At 67.3% G+C, this 15,948-nt stretch carries 10 protein-coding genes; 4 read left to right on the forward strand and 6 right to left on the reverse strand.

Annotated elements, in window-relative coordinates; all coding sequences use genetic code 11:
• Positions 1-340 precede the first annotated feature (340 nt).
• On the reverse strand, positions 341-553 hold the full coding sequence (locus LAJ50_RS04990; RefSeq protein ID WP_138652183.1) for a hypothetical protein: 213 nt from the start codon (positions 551-553) through the stop codon (positions 341-343).
• 524 nt (positions 554-1,077) lie between these two features.
• Between LAJ50_RS04990 and LAJ50_RS04995 the strand changes: the two genes are divergently transcribed.
• From LAJ50_RS04995 to LAJ50_RS05005, 3 genes are all read left to right on the forward strand, one after another.
• The gene (locus LAJ50_RS04995; protein WP_130550819.1) at positions 1,078-2,094 is read left to right on the forward strand and encodes a LacI family DNA-binding transcriptional regulator; all 1,017 of its coding nucleotides are present in this window, start codon (positions 1,078-1,080) and stop codon (positions 2,092-2,094) included.
• A 90-nt stretch (positions 2,095-2,184) separates the two neighbouring features.
• On the forward strand, positions 2,185-5,232 hold the full coding sequence (locus LAJ50_RS05000; protein WP_130550820.1) for a TonB-dependent receptor: 3,048 nt from the start codon (positions 2,185-2,187) through the stop codon (positions 5,230-5,232).
• A gap of 111 nt (positions 5,233-5,343) precedes the next feature.
• Complete coding sequence (locus tag LAJ50_RS05005; RefSeq protein WP_138652181.1) at positions 5,344-6,861, forward strand: tryptophan halogenase family protein; 1,518 nt, start codon at positions 5,344-5,346, stop codon at positions 6,859-6,861.
• A 29-nt stretch (positions 6,862-6,890) separates the two neighbouring features.
• On the opposite strand, the gene LAJ50_RS05010 is transcribed toward LAJ50_RS05005, so the two are convergent.
• Positions 6,891-7,292, reverse strand: a complete 402-nt coding sequence (locus LAJ50_RS05010) for a hypothetical protein (RefSeq protein WP_130550822.1) — start codon at positions 7,290-7,292, stop codon at positions 6,891-6,893.
• Positions 7,293-7,601: 309 nt separating this feature from the next.
• Here LAJ50_RS05010 and LAJ50_RS05015 point away from each other — a divergent pair, with 309 nt between their 5' ends.
• Positions 7,602-9,899: an FdhF/YdeP family oxidoreductase gene (locus tag LAJ50_RS05015; protein ID WP_130550823.1), complete on the forward strand. Its 2,298-nt coding sequence runs from the start codon at positions 7,602-7,604 to the stop codon at positions 9,897-9,899.
• A 28-nt stretch (positions 9,900-9,927) separates the two neighbouring features.
• Here LAJ50_RS05015 and glp read toward each other — a convergent pair whose 3' ends face one another.
• From glp to LAJ50_RS05035, 4 genes are all read right to left on the reverse strand, one after another.
• Positions 9,928-11,178, reverse strand: a complete 1,251-nt coding sequence (glp, locus tag LAJ50_RS05020) for a gephyrin-like molybdotransferase Glp (RefSeq protein ID WP_165424102.1) — start codon at positions 11,176-11,178, stop codon at positions 9,928-9,930.
• Positions 11,171-11,791: an NTP transferase domain-containing protein gene (locus LAJ50_RS05025; RefSeq protein ID WP_205957645.1), complete on the reverse strand. Its 621-nt coding sequence runs from the start codon at positions 11,789-11,791 to the stop codon at positions 11,171-11,173. The genes glp and LAJ50_RS05025 overlap by 8 nt, the downstream gene beginning before the upstream one ends.
• Before the next feature lie 65 nt (positions 11,792-11,856).
• Complete coding sequence (locus LAJ50_RS05030) at positions 11,857-12,600, reverse strand: FadR/GntR family transcriptional regulator (RefSeq protein ID WP_130550825.1); 744 nt, start codon at positions 12,598-12,600, stop codon at positions 11,857-11,859.
• A gap of 97 nt (positions 12,601-12,697) precedes the next feature.
• Positions 12,698-15,559 (reverse strand): TonB-dependent receptor, encoded by a 2,862-nt coding sequence (locus LAJ50_RS05035; protein ID WP_224096479.1) that lies wholly within the window; start codon positions 15,557-15,559, stop codon positions 12,698-12,700.
• Positions 15,560-15,948: the final 389 nt, after the last annotated feature.

Raw genomic sequence — 15,948 nt, forward strand, 5'->3', positions numbered from 1 at the left:
CCCAAGCTCGTCATCTCTCAAGCCTTTGGGTCGTCATCCCCGCGAACGCGGGGATCCAGCGATTTCCCTCGTCATGCGCGCAAGGCGCTGGATCCCAGCGTTCGCGGGGATGACGAAGGAAGAAGGCTTGCCATCGAGCGCGCTCTCCGGCGCACGGCAATCACCGGAACCATCGCGCCCGCGCAAGCGGCAACCCATGGACCTCGCGCGATCCGGACGAACGTCCCTGGATCGCCGCGTTCGCGGGGATGACGCCGTCGAGTCCGGTTGCTGAGGGCGCGCCTCGTTGTGCCCCTGCGGATTTCCAATCGCCCCGCTACCGCCGGGGCAGGCAGACCGGCTATCGCGTCTCAGCCAGCTCGAACATCCGCATGACCTCGCAGAAGCCGGCCTGCACCGCGGCGCGCTCGCCCGGCGGCAGGTCGCGGGTGGCGGCGGCCAGCAGCCGGATGGCCCAGGCGCGCTGATCGTCCCGGCTGCTGCGCGCGAAGCCCACCAGCTGTGTGGCGGCGGCGGAGACGCGCTCCTGCACCAGTTCGCGTTGGATCGACATGGGTTCCCCTTCCAAGGCCGCCCCCAGCGGCGGGGCCATCCTAGCGCTTACGGATCGGCGGTCAACGGCCTCGGCGACCGGCTCCCGCGGGTGGCCTGCGGATGACCGCACCGGAGCCGGAAACGGACACGCGCTGTCCGTGATCGGCCTCCGATTTTTGCGCAGTTGGCCAAGGAGGCATGGCGCGGGGGACGGTGTCCGCTTGGGGAACTGCGCAAAACGCCTGACCAACAACGGAGCCGAAACCCTTAAGAATCCGTTATTTGGTGCATGCGCACCCGTGTGGTGCGCAATGCCACATTCCGGCCTCGGAGTGCATCTTGCGGCGCAGCATGTAAGCGCTTGCAACTCCTGATACGGTGCCGCCCGCCAACGAACCCGAGGCCCGGAAGAGGAGAGCTTCCAGTGCCAAACGACACCGCCAATCCGTATCCAATGCACCAATCCGATGCTGCATCGCAGCAGGCTGGCCGGTGCCGGACGGGCGTGCGTTTCCCGCGTCTCACCGCCGGCGCATCGCGTCGATGAACGTCACGATCAAGGACGTCGCCCGGGCCGCCGAAGTGTCCGTGGCCACCGTGTCCCGCGCCCTCAACGGGCGCCAGTACGTGGCCGAGGACGTGCGTGCCCGCATCCTGCAGGTCGCCAGTGAGCTGCGCTACAGCCCGCACCACGCCGCCCGTGCGCTGAGCAGCCGCCGTACCCACACCATCGGCGTGGTCCTGCCCGACCTGTACGGCGAGTTCTTCTCCGAGCTGATGCGCGGCATCGACCATGCCGCGCGCGAACGCGGCCTGCACCTGCTGGTGTCCAGCTGTCACGGCAGCCTGGCCGAACAGCGCGACGCGCTGCGCGCCACGCCCGGGCGGGTGGACGGCGTGCTGGTGATGTCGCCGTTCCTGGGCAGCGTCGAATCCCTGGATGAGGCGCTGGTGCCGGACGTCCCGGCGGTGCTGATGAACTGCGCCGGCAGCCCGCGCGCGGCCGTGCTCAACGTGGACAACCACGGCGGCGCCTTCACCATGACCCGCCACCTGCTGGAGGTCGGCCACCGCCGCATCGCCTTCATCGCCGGGCCCGAGGACAACTTCGACGCGCGCGAGCGCCTGCGCGGCTACCAGGACGCGCTGGCCACCGTCGCCGACGCGGCCGCGCCCTGGGTGGTGCCGGGCAACTTCGACGAGGCCTCCGGCTATGCCGCCGGCGAGGCCTTCGCCGCGGGCGAGCGACCCGATGCGGTGTTCGCCGCCAATGACATGACCGCGCTGGGCTGCCTGTTCGCCCTGCGCAAGGCCGGCCTGCGCGTGCCCGAGGACATCGCGGTGGCCGGCTTCGACGACGTGCCGATGGCGCGCTACGTCAATCCGGCGCTGACCACCATGCGCGTGGACATCGCCAGTCTCGGCGCGCGCGCCCTGCACCTGCTGCTGCAGCACCCGGGGCTGGGCGGCGAGTCGGGCACGCCGGTCGATACCGCGCCTCTGATCCCGCAACTGGTCGTGCGCGACTCCAGCGCCATCCCGGAGCGACGCATGGCCTGACCCCTTCGTTCGAGCCGAAGTTTTCCCGCTTTCCCGCACGACACGTCCCATAAGAAAACGCGATCCGACTGCCCCAAGGAGGGCACCGTCATGAAGAACAAGCACTCCATCTCCCGCTCCCCGTCCCGCAGCCTGCTGGCCATCGCGCTGGCCGGCTGCATGGTCGCCTCGGTGCCTGCGTTCGCGCAGACTTCCACGGCCATCCTGCGCGGCACGGTGACCTCGGCCGATGCCGGCCAGGAGGTCACCGTGACCAATAAGGCCACCGGCTCCGTGCGACGCGCCGTGATCGGCCAGAACGGCAACTACACCGTGGTCGGCCTGCAGCCGGGCCTCTACACCGTTGAGGCGGGCGGTGTTTCGCGTGACGTCACCCTCACGGTCGCTTCGTCCTCCACCGTCGACCTGGAGGCACCGACTTCGGCCCCGGCTGGTGACGCCACCAACCTGGGCACCGTGTCGGTGACCGCGCCGCTGACCCGCGACGTGAAGACCTCCGAGGTCGGCAATACCATCTCGCTGCGCCAGATCGAACAGCTGCCGCAGGCGACCCGCAACTTCCTGGAGTTCGCCGACACCGTGCCCGGCATGGTGTTCAACGTCGACGCTCAGGGCCACACGACCCTGCGCGGCGGCGCCTCCAACTCCAGCGCCGGCAACCTGTACATCGACGGCGTCAGCCAGAAGAGCTACGTGGCCAAGGGCGGCATTGCCGGCCAGAACGACAGCCAGGGCAATCCATTCCCGCAGCTGGCCATCGGCGAGTACAAGGTCGTCACCTCCAACTACAAGGCCGAGTTCGGCCAGGTCAGCGGCGCGGCTCTGGTTGCCGCCACCAAGTCCGGCACCAACGAGTTCCACGGTGAGGTGTTCTACCGCTACACCGACCAGGACATGCGGAACAAGCGCCCGGACGAAGACGATGGCAAGGTCGAATCGCGCGTCAAGGAGTACGGCGCGGCCTTCGGCGGCCCGATCCTGCAGGATCGCATGCACTTCTTCGTGGCCTACGAGGGCAAGGACAACATCGTCCCGCGCTCGATCCAGCCGAGCCCCGAAGCCGGCCCCTATGTATCGCTGCTGCCGTCCAACCTGTCCTCGCAGTACGGCGCGGCCACGCTGCCCTTCAGCGAAGACCTGTACTTCGGCAAGATCGACTTCGAGCCAACCGACAACGATCGCTTCGAACTGGCCGCCCAGTATCGCGACGAGACCCAGGTCGACAATGTCGGCGCCCAGAACGCCACCGACCACGGCACCGACAAGATCAACAAGGACAAGCGCGTGTCGCTGCGCTGGCAGCATAGCGCCGATGCTTGGTACAACGAGTTGATCGTGTCCAAGGAGTCCTCGGAGAACAATCCGTTGCCGATGGCCATTGGCCCCGGCGCCAACTACGTTTACCTGAACTATCGTCCGGCGCCGTCCACCGACATCGACGAGTACACGTTCTTGTCCACCGGCCCGGCCGGCGGCGCGAGCATCCAGCAGCGCAAGCAGGACGGCTGGAGTCTGCAGGATGACCTGACGTTCACCAGCTTCACCTGGCATGGCGAGCACACCATCAAGATGGGTGTGAACTACAAGGACATCACCCTGACCGCGCAGGACGCCGCTTCGCAGAACCCGCAGTTCAGCTACCAAGTCGGCGCCGGCGGCGTGCCCGGGGTTGCCGCGACGCCTTATCGCGTCGACTTCTATTCGCCCTATGCGACCCCGGGCCAGAAGGCGCTGGTGGAAACCGATGCCAAGCAGTACGGCATCTACATCCAGGACGACTGGGCGGTCACCGACAAGCTGCTGCTCAACATCGGCGTGCGCTGGGACTACGAAGACAACCCGGCCTATACCGATTTCGTGACCGCGCCAGGCTTCGTCGCCGCGCTCAACGCCGATGATCCCGAAAATCCCGGCAGGCCGTGGGGCGATCGTCTGTTGGCCAGTGGCATCAACTATCACGACTACATCTCGACCGGCCATAACCGCAAGAACTTCAAGGACGCCTGGCAGCCGCGCCTGGGCTTCTCCTATGACATGTTCGGTGACGAGAGCAGCGTGATCCACGGCGGTGCGGGTCGCTCCTACGACCGCAATCTGTTCGAGCAGCTGGCCTACGAGACCAGCAAGGCGGCGCTGTCCCCGGTGGCGGTGTTCTTCCGGGGCAACTACCCCAACAGCACCAATGGCTGCTACCGCCCCGACCGGCTTTGCGTCGACTACGATCCCAAATACCAGGACATCAACCAGCTCAACGCCATCGCCGGCGTGCAGGGCAGCGGTGAGTTGTTCATCTTCAACAATCATCTCAAGACGCCCTACAGCGACCAGTACAGCCTGGGCGTGAGCAACCAGGTCGGCGACTGGCTGACCGACGTCACCGTGCAGCGCAATCTGAGCTACGACGGCTTCGCGATGACGCTGATCAATCGCTATCCCAATGGCGCCTACTTCGAAAATGGCAGCGCACCCTGGGGCGAGCCGGTGCCGGGTTACAACAACACGATTCTGGGCGGCAACGGCCTGGAGTCGCGCAGCACCCAGGTCCTGCTGTCGGCCGAGAAGCCGTACACCAAGGAATCCGGTTGGGGCGCCACGTTCTCCTATACCCATACCAACGCGCGCCAGAACCGCAACATCGACGAGGCCTTCGCCTTCGACAAGGCGCGTATCCAGGACTACCCGTTCGTCAAGTCCGACGCGGTGGCTGCGCACCGCTTCGTCGCCTCCGGCTCGTTGGACGGCTTCTGGGGCATGACCTTCGGCGCCAAGCTGGTGCTGGCCACGCCCGAGCCGATCAATGCGATTGCCTGCTATGGCCGCACTGATCCCGATGGCGCGACCTGTCAGCAGGTTGGCGTCACGCCGCCCGGTTCTGGCAAGTTCCTCTTTGGTGGCGACATCTGGGGTTACCGCACGGTGGACTTCCAGGCGAGCAAGGACTTCACCGTCCACAATGACTTCAAGCTTTCCGCGCGCCTGAACCTGCTCAACGCGTTCAACTTCAAGAACTACTCGGCCTACTCGTACGGCGACTGGGGCAGCAATGGTCAGCTCGATCCGCACATCACGATCAACAAGACTGGTGACATCAACTACTTCCCGCGCACGTTGACGCTGGAAATCGGCGCCAAGTTCTAATCAAACGAACGCCACACCGCATGCATTGAAGCGCGTGCACACCGAACGGGGCCAACTGGCCCCGTTCGTCTTTGCTCGCAAGGTGCGCGCGACCGTTTACGGGACAATCCGATGAGTGCTTCCTCGATCCGCAACATCGTCATCGTCGGCGGCGGCACCGCCGGCTGGATGGCCGCTGCCGCGTTCGCGCGCGTGCTTGGACCAACGTACAACGTCACGCTGGTCGAGTCCGAACAGATCGGCACGGTTGGAGTGGGCGAGGCCACGGTTCCGCACATCAAGGCCTTCAACAACCTGCTGGGCCTGGACGAGGCTGCATTCGTACGCCAGACCCAGGGCACCTTCAAGCTGGGCATCGAGTTCGTGGACTGGCACCATGTGGGCGACCGGTACATCCACGGCTTCGGCAGCGAGATCGGCCATCCGCTCGGCCTGTTGCCGTTCCACCAGTACTGGATCAAGGCGCGCCACGCCGGCTGGGCCAAGCCGCTAGGTCATTACACGCTCAACACGGTCGCCGCACCGCTGGGCAGGTTCATGACCTCGGCCAGCGACGTGCCACCGGGCTCGCCACTGGCCAACATCGCTTATGCCTACCATTTCGATGCGGCGCTGTATGCACGCTTTCTGCGTAGCTATGCAGAGCAGCGTGGTGTGCGCCGGATCGAGGGCATCGTCGAAACGGTGCATCGGCATCCGGAAAATGGTGACGTGTTGTCCGTGACCTTGCAGGACGACACGCGGGTCGCAGGCGATCTGTTCGTGGACTGCTCGGGCTTTCGCGGGCTGCTGATCGAGCAGGCGCTGCACACCGGGTACGAAGACTTCACCCATTGGTTGCCCTGTGATCGCGCGCTGGCCGTCCCTTGCGAAAAGGTCGGCCCGCCCGTGCCCTACACTCGCTCCACCGCGCGCCCGGCTGGCTGGCAATGGCGTATTCCGCTGCAGCACCGCACTGGCAACGGCTATGTGTATTCCAGTGCGCATCTCAGCGAGGATGAAGCCACCGCCACCTTGCTGGCTAACCTGGACGGCAAACCGCTGGGCGAACCGCGCCCGCTGCGCTTTACGACCGGGCGCAGGAGGAAATGCTGGAACAAGAATGTCGTCGCGCTCGGCTTGGCCAGCGGCTTCATGGAGCCGCTGGAATCCACCAGTATCCATCTGATCCAGTCCGGGATATCCAAGCTTCTGGAACTGTTCCCGCGGGAGGGCCTCAGCCCCGTGCTGAGGCAGCGCTACAACGACAGGCTGGCGTTCGAATTCGATCGCATCCGCGACTTCCTGGTCCTGCACTACAAGGCCACCGCACGCTCGGATTCCGGCTTCTGGCGGCAATGCCGCGACATGGATATCCCGGATACGCTGCAGGCCACGCTGGATCTCTTCGCGGACAGCGGCCGGTTCTATCGCAATGGCGAGGAAATGTTTGCCGAGATCAGCTGGGTGCAGGTCATGGTCGGCCAGGGAATCCTGCCCGCCAGCTATCATCCTTTGGTGGATCAGGTGCCAGAAGTCGATCTCAAGGGATTTCTGGCGAGCATCGAGCAGACTCTCGCGCATTGCGCGCAGGCCATGCCGCCGCATGAGGCCTTCATCGCCCGGGCCTGCGCCGCGCCTGCCTCCTAGAAAGCTCCCGCGAATGGGTACACCCGCGCTCAATCCACATTGATGATGGCGTCCTGCGGCGCCAGGAAGTTCTGGCCCTGGTACAGAGGCCTTGCCGAAAGGGTATAGGTTCCGGGCGTCTGGATCGTTGCCTTGCAATGCCTGATCGGCGTTGTGTTTCCGGTATCGTTCCCCGTGCTGCACAGGAACTGGTTGTTCGCGTAAATGCCAAAGCCGCTCAGGGGATCGACCGATTTTCCTCCGCTGATGTAGATATCTGCGGTGATGCCCGCGAACTTTGGAAAGGTTCCCGACTGCCACGCTCCCTGGGTCTGATGTGACGTCGGCGGGCATGGCACCGGCTGATTGTCCGGGTCCAGACAGACCTCGGCATGCGCGAGGTACGGGACGCCCATCATCGGGACGAGCAGCAAAAGCGCGGCGCGTTTCATGATTGCCTCCTTGCAACTGGATGTGATGGATAACGCAGGGTGCTCGCAGAGAGACCGTGAGCTCCGGACGTAGCTATATGCGTCGGATCGTTATCCAGTCGTGTATCAACAGTTACATGCCTGTTTAAGTCAGGCATGCCTGGTCCTGGACCACTGCGTGGGCGCCATGCCGCCGCATGAGGCCTTCATCGCCCGGACCTGCGCCGCGCCGCCGCCCCGCGGCAACTGAACCGGGAAGGCCGTCTGCACGCATTGTGCGGCCTGGTCGAGGCATCATGTTGGCCCCACCCAAAGCGGCAGGTGCGCGTCATGGCCAGCGATGAACCGAACGTCCCCGGCGTCGAGGACTACGAGGCCGCCGCCGGCGGATGGGGCGCGCTGCGCGCGGTGGCCAGGGCGCTGAAGGACCAGATGGACGTGCCGCGCGAGACCTCGGCGCTGCGGCGGGTCAACCAGCCCGACGGCTTCGACTGTCCCGGCTGCGCCTGGCCCGATCCGGCGCATACCTCGTCCTTCGAGTTCTGCGAGAACGGCGCCAAGGCGGTCAGCTGGGAGGCCACCGCCAAGCGCGCCACGCCCGACTTCTTCGCGCGGCACACCGTGGCCGAGCTGTGGGAGTGGAACGACCACCAGCTCGAGGACGCCGGTCGCCTGACCGAGCCGATGGTCTACGACCACCAGAGCGACCGCTACGTGCCGATCGGCTGGGACGAGGCGTTCGAGCGTATCGGTCGCGCGCTGCGTGCGCTGCCCTCGCCGGACATGGCCGAGTTCTACACCTCGGGGCGCGCGTCGAACGAGGCGGCGTTCCTGTACCAGTTGATGGTGCGCGAGTTCGGCACCAACAACTTCCCCGACTGTTCCAACATGTGCCACGAGGCCACCAGCGTGGGCCTGCCGCAGTCCATCGGCGTGGGCAAGGGCACGGTGACGCTGGAGGACTTCGATCACTGCGATGCGCTTTTCAGCTTCGGCCACAATCCGGGCACTAACCATCCGCGCATGCTCACCACGCTGCGCGCGCTGGCCAAGCGCGGCGTGCCGATCATCGCGGTCAATCCGCTCAAGGAGCGCGGCCTGGAGCGCTTCGTCTCGCCGCAGCATCCGACCGAGATGCTGACCAACCACGGCACGCAGATCGCCCAGGCCTATTACCAGGTCAAGGTCGGCGGCGATGCGGCCATGCTCAAGGGCATGATGAAGTGGCTGCTGCAGGCCGATGCGGACGATATCGCCGCCGGCGGCACCGGCCTGCTCGATCGCGCCTTCATCGCCGAGCACACCGAGGGCTTCGAGGCGTTGCGCGCGGACATCGAGGCCACGCGCTGGGAGGACATCGTGCAGGCCTCGGGCCTGGCCCGTGCCGAGATCGAGGCCGCCGCCCAGGTCTACGCCAAGGCCGAGCGGGTGATCCTGTGCTACGGCATGGGCATGACCCAGCATCTGCACGGCACGCAGAACGTGCACCTGATGGCCGATCTGCTGCTCCTGCGCGGCAACATGGGCCGGCCCGGTGCCGGCATCGCGCCGATCCGCGGCCACTCCAACGTGCAGGGCGACCGCACGGTCGGCATTACCGAAAAGCCCACGCAGGCGCTGCTCGACGGCATCCAGGCCAAGTACGGGTTCTCCTTCCCGCTCAGCCATGGGCACGATGCGGTGGAGGCGATGAAAGCCATCCGCGACGGCCGCTCCAAGGCCTTCGTCGCGCTGGGCGGCAACCTGGCCGTGGCCATGCCCGATCCGCAGGCCTGCTTCGCCGCGATGCGTTCGCTGGACCTGGCCGTGCATATCGCCACCAAGCCCAACCGCTCGCATCTGATCCCGGCCAGGGAGACTTTCCTGCTGCCGTGCCTGGGCCGCACCGAGCGCGACGAACAGGCCAACGGCCCGCAGTCGGTGACGGTGGAGGACTCGATGTCGATGGTGCACGCCTCGCAGGGCAGGCTGACGCCGGCGTCCGAACACCTGCGCTCGGAGCCGGCGATCATCGCCGGCATGGCGCGCGCGCTGCTGCCGCACAGCAAGGTCGACTGGGCGTGGCTGGTCGAGGACTACGACCGCATCCGTGACGGGATCGAGGCGGTGTTTCCGATCTTCCGCGACTACAACCAGCGCATCCGTACGCCGGGCGGCTTCCGCCTGCCGGTCGGCGCCTCGGTACGCGACTGGGGCGGCCCAGGCAAGAAGGCGCAGTTCCTGGTCGTCGAAGGGCTGGCCGAGGACGCGCCGGTCGCGCAGCCGGGCCTGCTGACGCTGACGACGCTGCGCGCGCACGACCAGTACAACACCACGCTTTATGGCCTGAGCGATCGCTACCGCGGCGTGCACGGGCGGCGCGACGTGGTGTTCCTCAACGCCGAAGACCTGGCCATGCTGGGGCTGGAGCAGGGCGACCTGATCGACGTGGCCTCGCGTCTGCCCGGCGCCACGGGCGAGGACCACACTGTACGCGGCTTCACCGCGGTGGCCTACGACATCCCGCGCGGCTGCGCGGCGATGTACTACCCGGAAGGCAATTGCCTGGTGCCGCTGGAGAGCTACGACCGGCAGTCCGGCACGCCGACCTACAAGTCGGTGCCGGTCAAGGTCAGCGCCGCGGCCTGACGGCGCTCGACCTGCCCGGCGACCGCGTTCACTCCAGGCGCCAGCGGCCGTCCGGGTCGCGGGGATAGACCTCCACGCGCGCGCCCGTCGGCAGTTCGCCGGCCTCCGGTGCCACGGTCGCCCAGGCGTTGGCCTGCAGCAGGCTGGCGATGCGGAAGGATTCCTGACCGGCCAGCACGCGCACGCGCAGCGCGCCGTCCGCGTCGTGGCCCACCTGCGCCTTGAGGAAGCCGCGCAGCGCGCCGCGCCCGCGCACCGGTTCGGCAAGGCGCGCCAGCAGCGGCTGCTCGCGCGGCCTGCCCAGCCAGTGCCGCAGCAGCGGCACGGCGAAGAAGCGGAAGCCCACCACCGTGGCGACCGGATTGCCCGGCAGTCCCAGCAGCAGCGAACCCTGCGCCAGGCGCGCGGCCAGCAGCGGCTTGCCGGGGCGGATCGCCACGCCCTGGAACAGCGGCTGCGCGCCGGCCTTGTCCAGCGCGGCGGGAACGAAGTCGTGCGCCCCGGCCGAGACCGCGCCGGTGGTCAGCACCAGGTCCGCCTCGACCGCGACCTGCGCCAGTGCGGCGGCGAACTGCGCCGGATCGTCGCCCAGCGTGCGGCAGGCCAGCACCTGCGCCCCGGCCTCGCCCAGCGCGGTCTGCAGGAAGGGCCCGTTGGAAGCACGGATCTGGCCCGCCTGCAGCGGCGCACGGGCATCGGCGACCAGCTCATCGCCCGTGGACAGGATCGCCACCCGGGGCGCGCGTCTGACCTGGACCCGCGCGATCCCGGCCGCGGCCAGCAACATCCGCAGCGTCGCATCCACCGGGGTCCCGGCCGCGGCGATGAGGTCGTCGGGCCGCAGGTCGCTGCCGGCGCGGCGGATGTGGCGCGCCGGTTCGATGTCCTCCAGCACGCGCATGCGCGCGCCGTCCAGGCGCTCGGTGCGCTCGTAGGGCACCACGCTGTCCGCGCCCGGCGGCAGCGCGGCGCCGGTCATGATTTCCCACGCCGCGGCCGGTACCTGCGGCGCCGCCCCACCGGCGACGATGCGCCCGGCGACGGGCCACACACTGCCGGCGGTGATGGTCCGGCCGCCGCTGCGCAGCGCATAACCGTCCATGGCGGCGTTGTCGAACGGCGGCAACGGCGTTCGCGCGCGCACCGCCTCGACCAGCACGCGTCCGGTCGCATCGTCCGTGGCGCAGGTCTCCAGTGGCAGCGCGCCGGCCTGCGCGAGCAAGCGCGCCAGCGCTGCTTCGTAGGACAGGACGTCGCCGCCCGCGCAGGGCTCAGCCATGCCGTATCCCCCCGCGCAGCCGCGCCAGGTCGTCGGGCGTGTTGGCGTTGTCCAGCACATGCGGCGCCGGCAGGTCGAGCAGGCGCACCGCGTCAGCGTCCAGCGCGCGGCGCGGGCTGAACCGCCCGGCATCGACCTGCGCCCGCAGGCGGCGCAGGGCCGCCGGCTCCCAGATCGCGCACAGCGGTTCGGGCAGCGCATCGCGGGCGCCACGAAACGCCACCGCGTCGAACTGCGGGGCGCGACCCGCGATCAGGCAGTCCAGGGCGGCCGCATCCAGGTTCGGCAGATCGCAGGCGATGGCGAGCCACGCCGCCTCCGGCGCATGCGCATGCGCGGCAAGCAGTCCGGAAGCCGGACCGATGTCATCGCGCAGGTCGACCAGCCGGGGAAATGCCGCACGCAGCGGTTCGTCCCGCTGGTCCGGACGCACCGAGACGAAACAGGCCTCCACGCGCGGCGCCAGCAGTGCGAATGCCACCGCCAGCTGCGGCTGCGCGTCGTATACCAGCGCCGCCTTGTCGCGCCCCATGCGCCGGCTCGCGCCGCCGGCCAGCACCAGCCCATGCAGCGCTGGCAGGACGGCATTCGAAGGCGGCGGTTCGGCGATCATCGGCCTCGATGATAGCGCCGGGCCCTGGAGGCCCCATGCGCCGAAGTCGCAGGGTGGTGCGGCGGTCAGATCCGCGTGGTGGCGAGGAAGCGCTCGCGGTCTTCCTGGGTGCGGCGGCGGATTTCAGCCAGGGCCTCGTTCTCCGTGGCCTCCAGCATCGATTCAAACAGGCGCTGGAAGTGATTGCGCATCGCGCCGCGCGCCGCAGCCGGGTCGCGCGCCCGCAGGGCATCGAGGATGGCGGTGTGCTCATCGGTCTTGGAGGCGCCGTCGTCGTGGCAGACGCGGGCATAGGCCTGCTTCACGCGCGGCAGCTCGGTGCGCATGCGCCAGATCTGCTGGATGCAGTACTCCACCACCGGATTGCCGCAGATGCGGGCGACCGCCAGATGGAAGCGGCGGTCGTGCTCGTCGGCTTCGGCCTCGGTCGCGGTCGGGTCGATCATCGCGGCCAGCAGCACCTCCAGTTCGGCCACCTCTGCGTCGGTGATGCGGCTGGCGGCAAGGGCCGCCGCCTCGGCCTCGATGAGGATGCGCGCGGCGGTCAGGTCGAAGGCGTTGACGTCGGGCAGTGCGCCGACCGACGCCGAGGGCTTGGCCCGCACGTAGACGCCCGAGCCGGTCTTGATCGCGATCCAGCCCTGTGCCTCCAGCGCGATCTCCGCCTCGCGGATGGTGACCCGGCTCACGCCGAAACGTTCGGCCAGGTCGCGCTCGCCCGGCAGGCGCGAGCCCGGGGGGAATTCGCCGGCATCGATCAGTTTGAGGATCTCGGCGGCGATGGACTGGTAGAGGCGGTTCTCCGACATGCGTAAGACCTGCTGGCTTGGCGTGCGCTCCGGGGATTTGGTCCGGACCTGCGGCTCAATCAAAACGGCGCGGCCCGCCGAGGCCGCGCCGCTGATATCAGAAACGATATCGTACACCGAGATAGGCACGGCGCCCGTAGCTGACGTATTCGCGGAAGTTGCCGTAGGCCGGCTGGTAGGCCACCCGCGGCTCATTGGTCAGGTTGGTCAGCTCAAGCGACATGGACAGGTGCTTGTCGAAGCGATAGCTGGCCCGGAAGTCGACGCTGGTGTTGTCCCCGTAGTAGCGGTTCTGTTGCGCCGTGTTGCCGGTGAAGTCCTGGTAGTAGTGCGAGCGGAACTTGGCGATCGCCTGCATGTCGAACTTGCCCAGGTCCCAGTACAGCGAGCCGGACAGCACGTGGCGCGAATAGCCGCTCAGGCCGGCCGGGACGACGATGGCCGGGGTGACCGCGCCGGTGGTGGCATCGACCTGTTCGCCCAGGCGCGGGTCCTGGGTGGTGTAGTCGGCGTCGGCGTAGTTGTAGCTGAGCTTGAAGCCGAGTCCGTCGAACGGCTTGGGCAGGTAGGAGAGCCGGTGCGATGCGGTCAGCTCGAACCCGGTCAACGTGCTGCTCTGGTCGGTGGTGACCTGGCGCGCGACCGGCACGGTCACGTCCTGGTCGTTGACGGTGAAGGTCTCATCGAAGATCTGGGTCTCGGTGCCGCCGTTGAACTGCTTCCAGTACAGCGCGCCGGCCAGGATGGTGTCCGCGTTCGGATACCACTCCAGCGACACGTCGCCGTTCCATGACATCAGCGGCTTGGCGTCCGGATTGCCGGTGGCCTGCACGTTGCTCAGCGCCTCCTCCAGGCTGCCGTAGGCGGCCGTGGCGCTCGTGTTGAAGTCGCGACCCGAACCCAGCGCGGCGATGTCCGGGCGGGCCATCGCGCGATACGCGCCCACGCGCAGCAGCAGGTCGTCGCGCAGCTCGAAGGCCGCATTGACGCTGGGCAGCAGCCGGTCGTTGCCGGCCTTGGTCACCAGCCTGTCGTAGTTTCCGTTGGCGACGATGTTGTAGGTGCCGTCGTCGTTCCGGGTCACGTCCAGCGCCGGGCGCACGCCGGCCGAACGCACGTCGGTCTTGATCCAGCGCACCCCCGCGTTGCCGGAGTAGGGCACGCCGAACAGCTCGCTGCGGAACTCGCCCATCGCATACAGCGCCCGGGTCTTCTCGGTGATGCCGACGTTGTTGGGATCCTGGTAATCCGGATCCACGCCGGTGTCGAAGGTGCTGCGGAAGGCCTGGTAGGCGCAGGCCGGGTCGAAGTAGGCCCAGCTGGAAATCGTGTTGCCGCCGGCATCGTCCATGAAGTCCGCCTGCGGAAACTCCGCGCGGCACGCCTGGTTGGCGGCGACGATGAGCGCCTTCTGCGCGGCATTGTTGGTCGCGTAGTCGGTCTGCAGGGTCTGGTCGAAATAGGCGTAGTCGGTCTGGCTGGTGCGTCCACCGAACTTGACCTTGGTCAGGAAGCCGCCTTCCGGCAGGTAGCTGACGTCCAGGCGACCCGAGCGGATCTTGTGGTCGTTCTGCTCCTCCTCCGAGGTCACGCGCGCCGCGCCGGAATAGGCGTTGTAGTCGTAGCGGTCGAACAGCGGGTCCAGCGCGATCGACGGCACGTCGCCATCCCAGTCCCAGGCATAGTTGACGTAGCCGGTGGTGCCGCTGGAAATGCCTGGCACGATGGTGCCATCGATGCCGGTACGGTTGGCGCGGAAACGCACCACGCGCTGGGTATCGGTCCGCGTGGTGTGCGAATAGGCCAGGTCGGCATCGATTTCCCAGGCGGCGCTGGGACGCAGGATCAGGTTGATGCCGCCGCCGGTGTATTCCTCGTTGCGGTCGTACAGCGTCGAACTGGTGTCGATGGAGCTGCTGCCGGTGAGATGGCGCACGATGCCGTCGTCGGTCGCCTCGACGTTGCGGATGTTGCGATTGGCATTGGACAGCGAGAAGTCCGAGCGGCTTTCGTGCCAGTTGCGATCGGTGTGCTGGTAGTCGACATTGAGCTCGACCACCTCGTTGGGCTTCCACTGGATGGCGGCGAACTCGCTCTGACGATCGTTGCGCTCCTGCTTGAGCCGGTAGATGCGGCTGCTCGGCACCAGGTAGTACGGCGTGCCGTGGTCGATGGCGGTGGCGCCCGGCTCGACGCAATTGCCGGTGGTCGTGGCGTAGCCGCAGGCGTACCAGGTCGAACCGCTGGTGATGCTTTCCTCCGGATCGGTGCCTTCCAGCTTCTGGTAGCCCAGCGATACGCCGAGCTTGCCGCCGTTGTCGAACTCGAACTGGTCGATGTAGCTGCCGGTGGCGCGGTAGCCGATGCCGTCCTTGTCCTTGTATTTGTTGTCGTACTCGGCCCAGCTGCCCTTGCCCTCCAGTTGGATGGCGCGCTTGCCGTAATCCAGCGGCTTGACCGTCTCGAGCCCGATGCTGCCGGCCACGCCGCCTTCGATCAGGTCGGCGCGCTGGGTCTTGTAGATCGCCACCGTGTTGATCAGTTCGCTGGGGAACATGTTGAAGTTCACCGAGCGGTCGCCACTGCCGTTGGTGATCTCACGGCCGTTGAAGGTGGTGTTGCTGAGGAACGCGCCCAGGCCGCGGATCGAGATTTCCGAAGCGCCGGTCTTGTCGCGGGTGGAGCCGGCGCCGGTCAGCGTCTCGATGGCATCGGCCAGCGAGGCGGCCGGCAGGTCGCCGATATCCTGGGCCGAGAGCACGTCGGAGATCACCGTGTCGTCGCGCTTCTTGTCGATCGAGGACTGGATCGAGGCGCGGATGCCGGTGACCTTGACCTGGTCCAGCGTGGTCGCGGTGCTGCCGTCGGCCTGCGCGGGATCCGTGGCCTGCGGCGCGCCTGTCGACGTGGTCGTGCCGGGCGGCTGCGCGTGAGGGGCCGCCGTGGTGGTCTGGGCCACGACCGGACCTGTCGCACCGGCAAACAGGACGGTCAGTAGTGCTGTGCGCAGCGCGCTTGGACGGAGCGGCCCGGTGGCGGGGCTTCCGATGGGGTGACGCATGGTGATCTCCTCCCGAGTGATGCCCGATCTGCACCGGACCGGCCGGCAGATTTCCCGGGCCATCGACGGATGTCAACCAATTGGTCTGAACTTCTACTAAGGTCTATTGGCTAGGCCAATTATCGAGGCTGTTATGCTGCTACTGCAGCACAGAATCGCGCCAATAACGTTTTCCAGTTAGCCTAAAGTTGGACTGGCAAATTGGTTGACGGGTCGCATCCGGCTGTTACCATCGCCGCCACTGACAGCACCGGAGGGGCGCTGTACGGGAGGAGGGTGCATGCGGT

Source organism: Pseudoxanthomonas sp. X-1 (genome assembly GCF_020042665.1).
Classification (GTDB): Bacteria; Pseudomonadota; Gammaproteobacteria; order Xanthomonadales; family Xanthomonadaceae; genus Pseudoxanthomonas_A; species Pseudoxanthomonas_A spadix_A.

What these genes read in the sequence shown, in the direction of transcription:
- LAJ50_RS04990 (WP_138652183.1), bottom strand. Translation starts at nt 553, where the DNA reads ATGTCGATCCAACGCGAACTGGTGCAGGAGCGCGTCTCCGCCGCCGCC.
- LAJ50_RS04995 (WP_130550819.1), top strand. Translation starts at nt 1,078, where the DNA reads ATGAACGTCACGATCAAGGACGTCGCCCGGGCCGCCGAAGTGTCCGTG.
- LAJ50_RS05000 (WP_130550820.1), top strand. Translation starts at nt 2,185, where the DNA reads ATGAAGAACAAGCACTCCATCTCCCGCTCCCCGTCCCGCAGCCTGCTG.
- LAJ50_RS05005 (WP_138652181.1), top strand. Translation starts at nt 5,344, where the DNA reads ATGAGTGCTTCCTCGATCCGCAACATCGTCATCGTCGGCGGCGGCACC.
- LAJ50_RS05010 (WP_130550822.1), bottom strand. Translation starts at nt 7,292, where the DNA reads ATGAAACGCGCCGCGCTTTTGCTGCTCGTCCCGATGATGGGCGTCCCG.
- LAJ50_RS05015 (WP_130550823.1), top strand. Translation starts at nt 7,602, where the DNA reads ATGGCCAGCGATGAACCGAACGTCCCCGGCGTCGAGGACTACGAGGCC.
- glp (WP_165424102.1), bottom strand. Translation starts at nt 11,178, where the DNA reads ATGGCTGAGCCCTGCGCGGGCGGCGACGTCCTGTCCTACGAAGCAGCG.
- LAJ50_RS05025 (WP_205957645.1), bottom strand. Translation starts at nt 11,791, where the DNA reads ATGATCGCCGAACCGCCGCCTTCGAATGCCGTCCTGCCAGCGCTGCAT.
- LAJ50_RS05030 (WP_130550825.1), bottom strand. Translation starts at nt 12,600, where the DNA reads ATGTCGGAGAACCGCCTCTACCAGTCCATCGCCGCCGAGATCCTCAAA.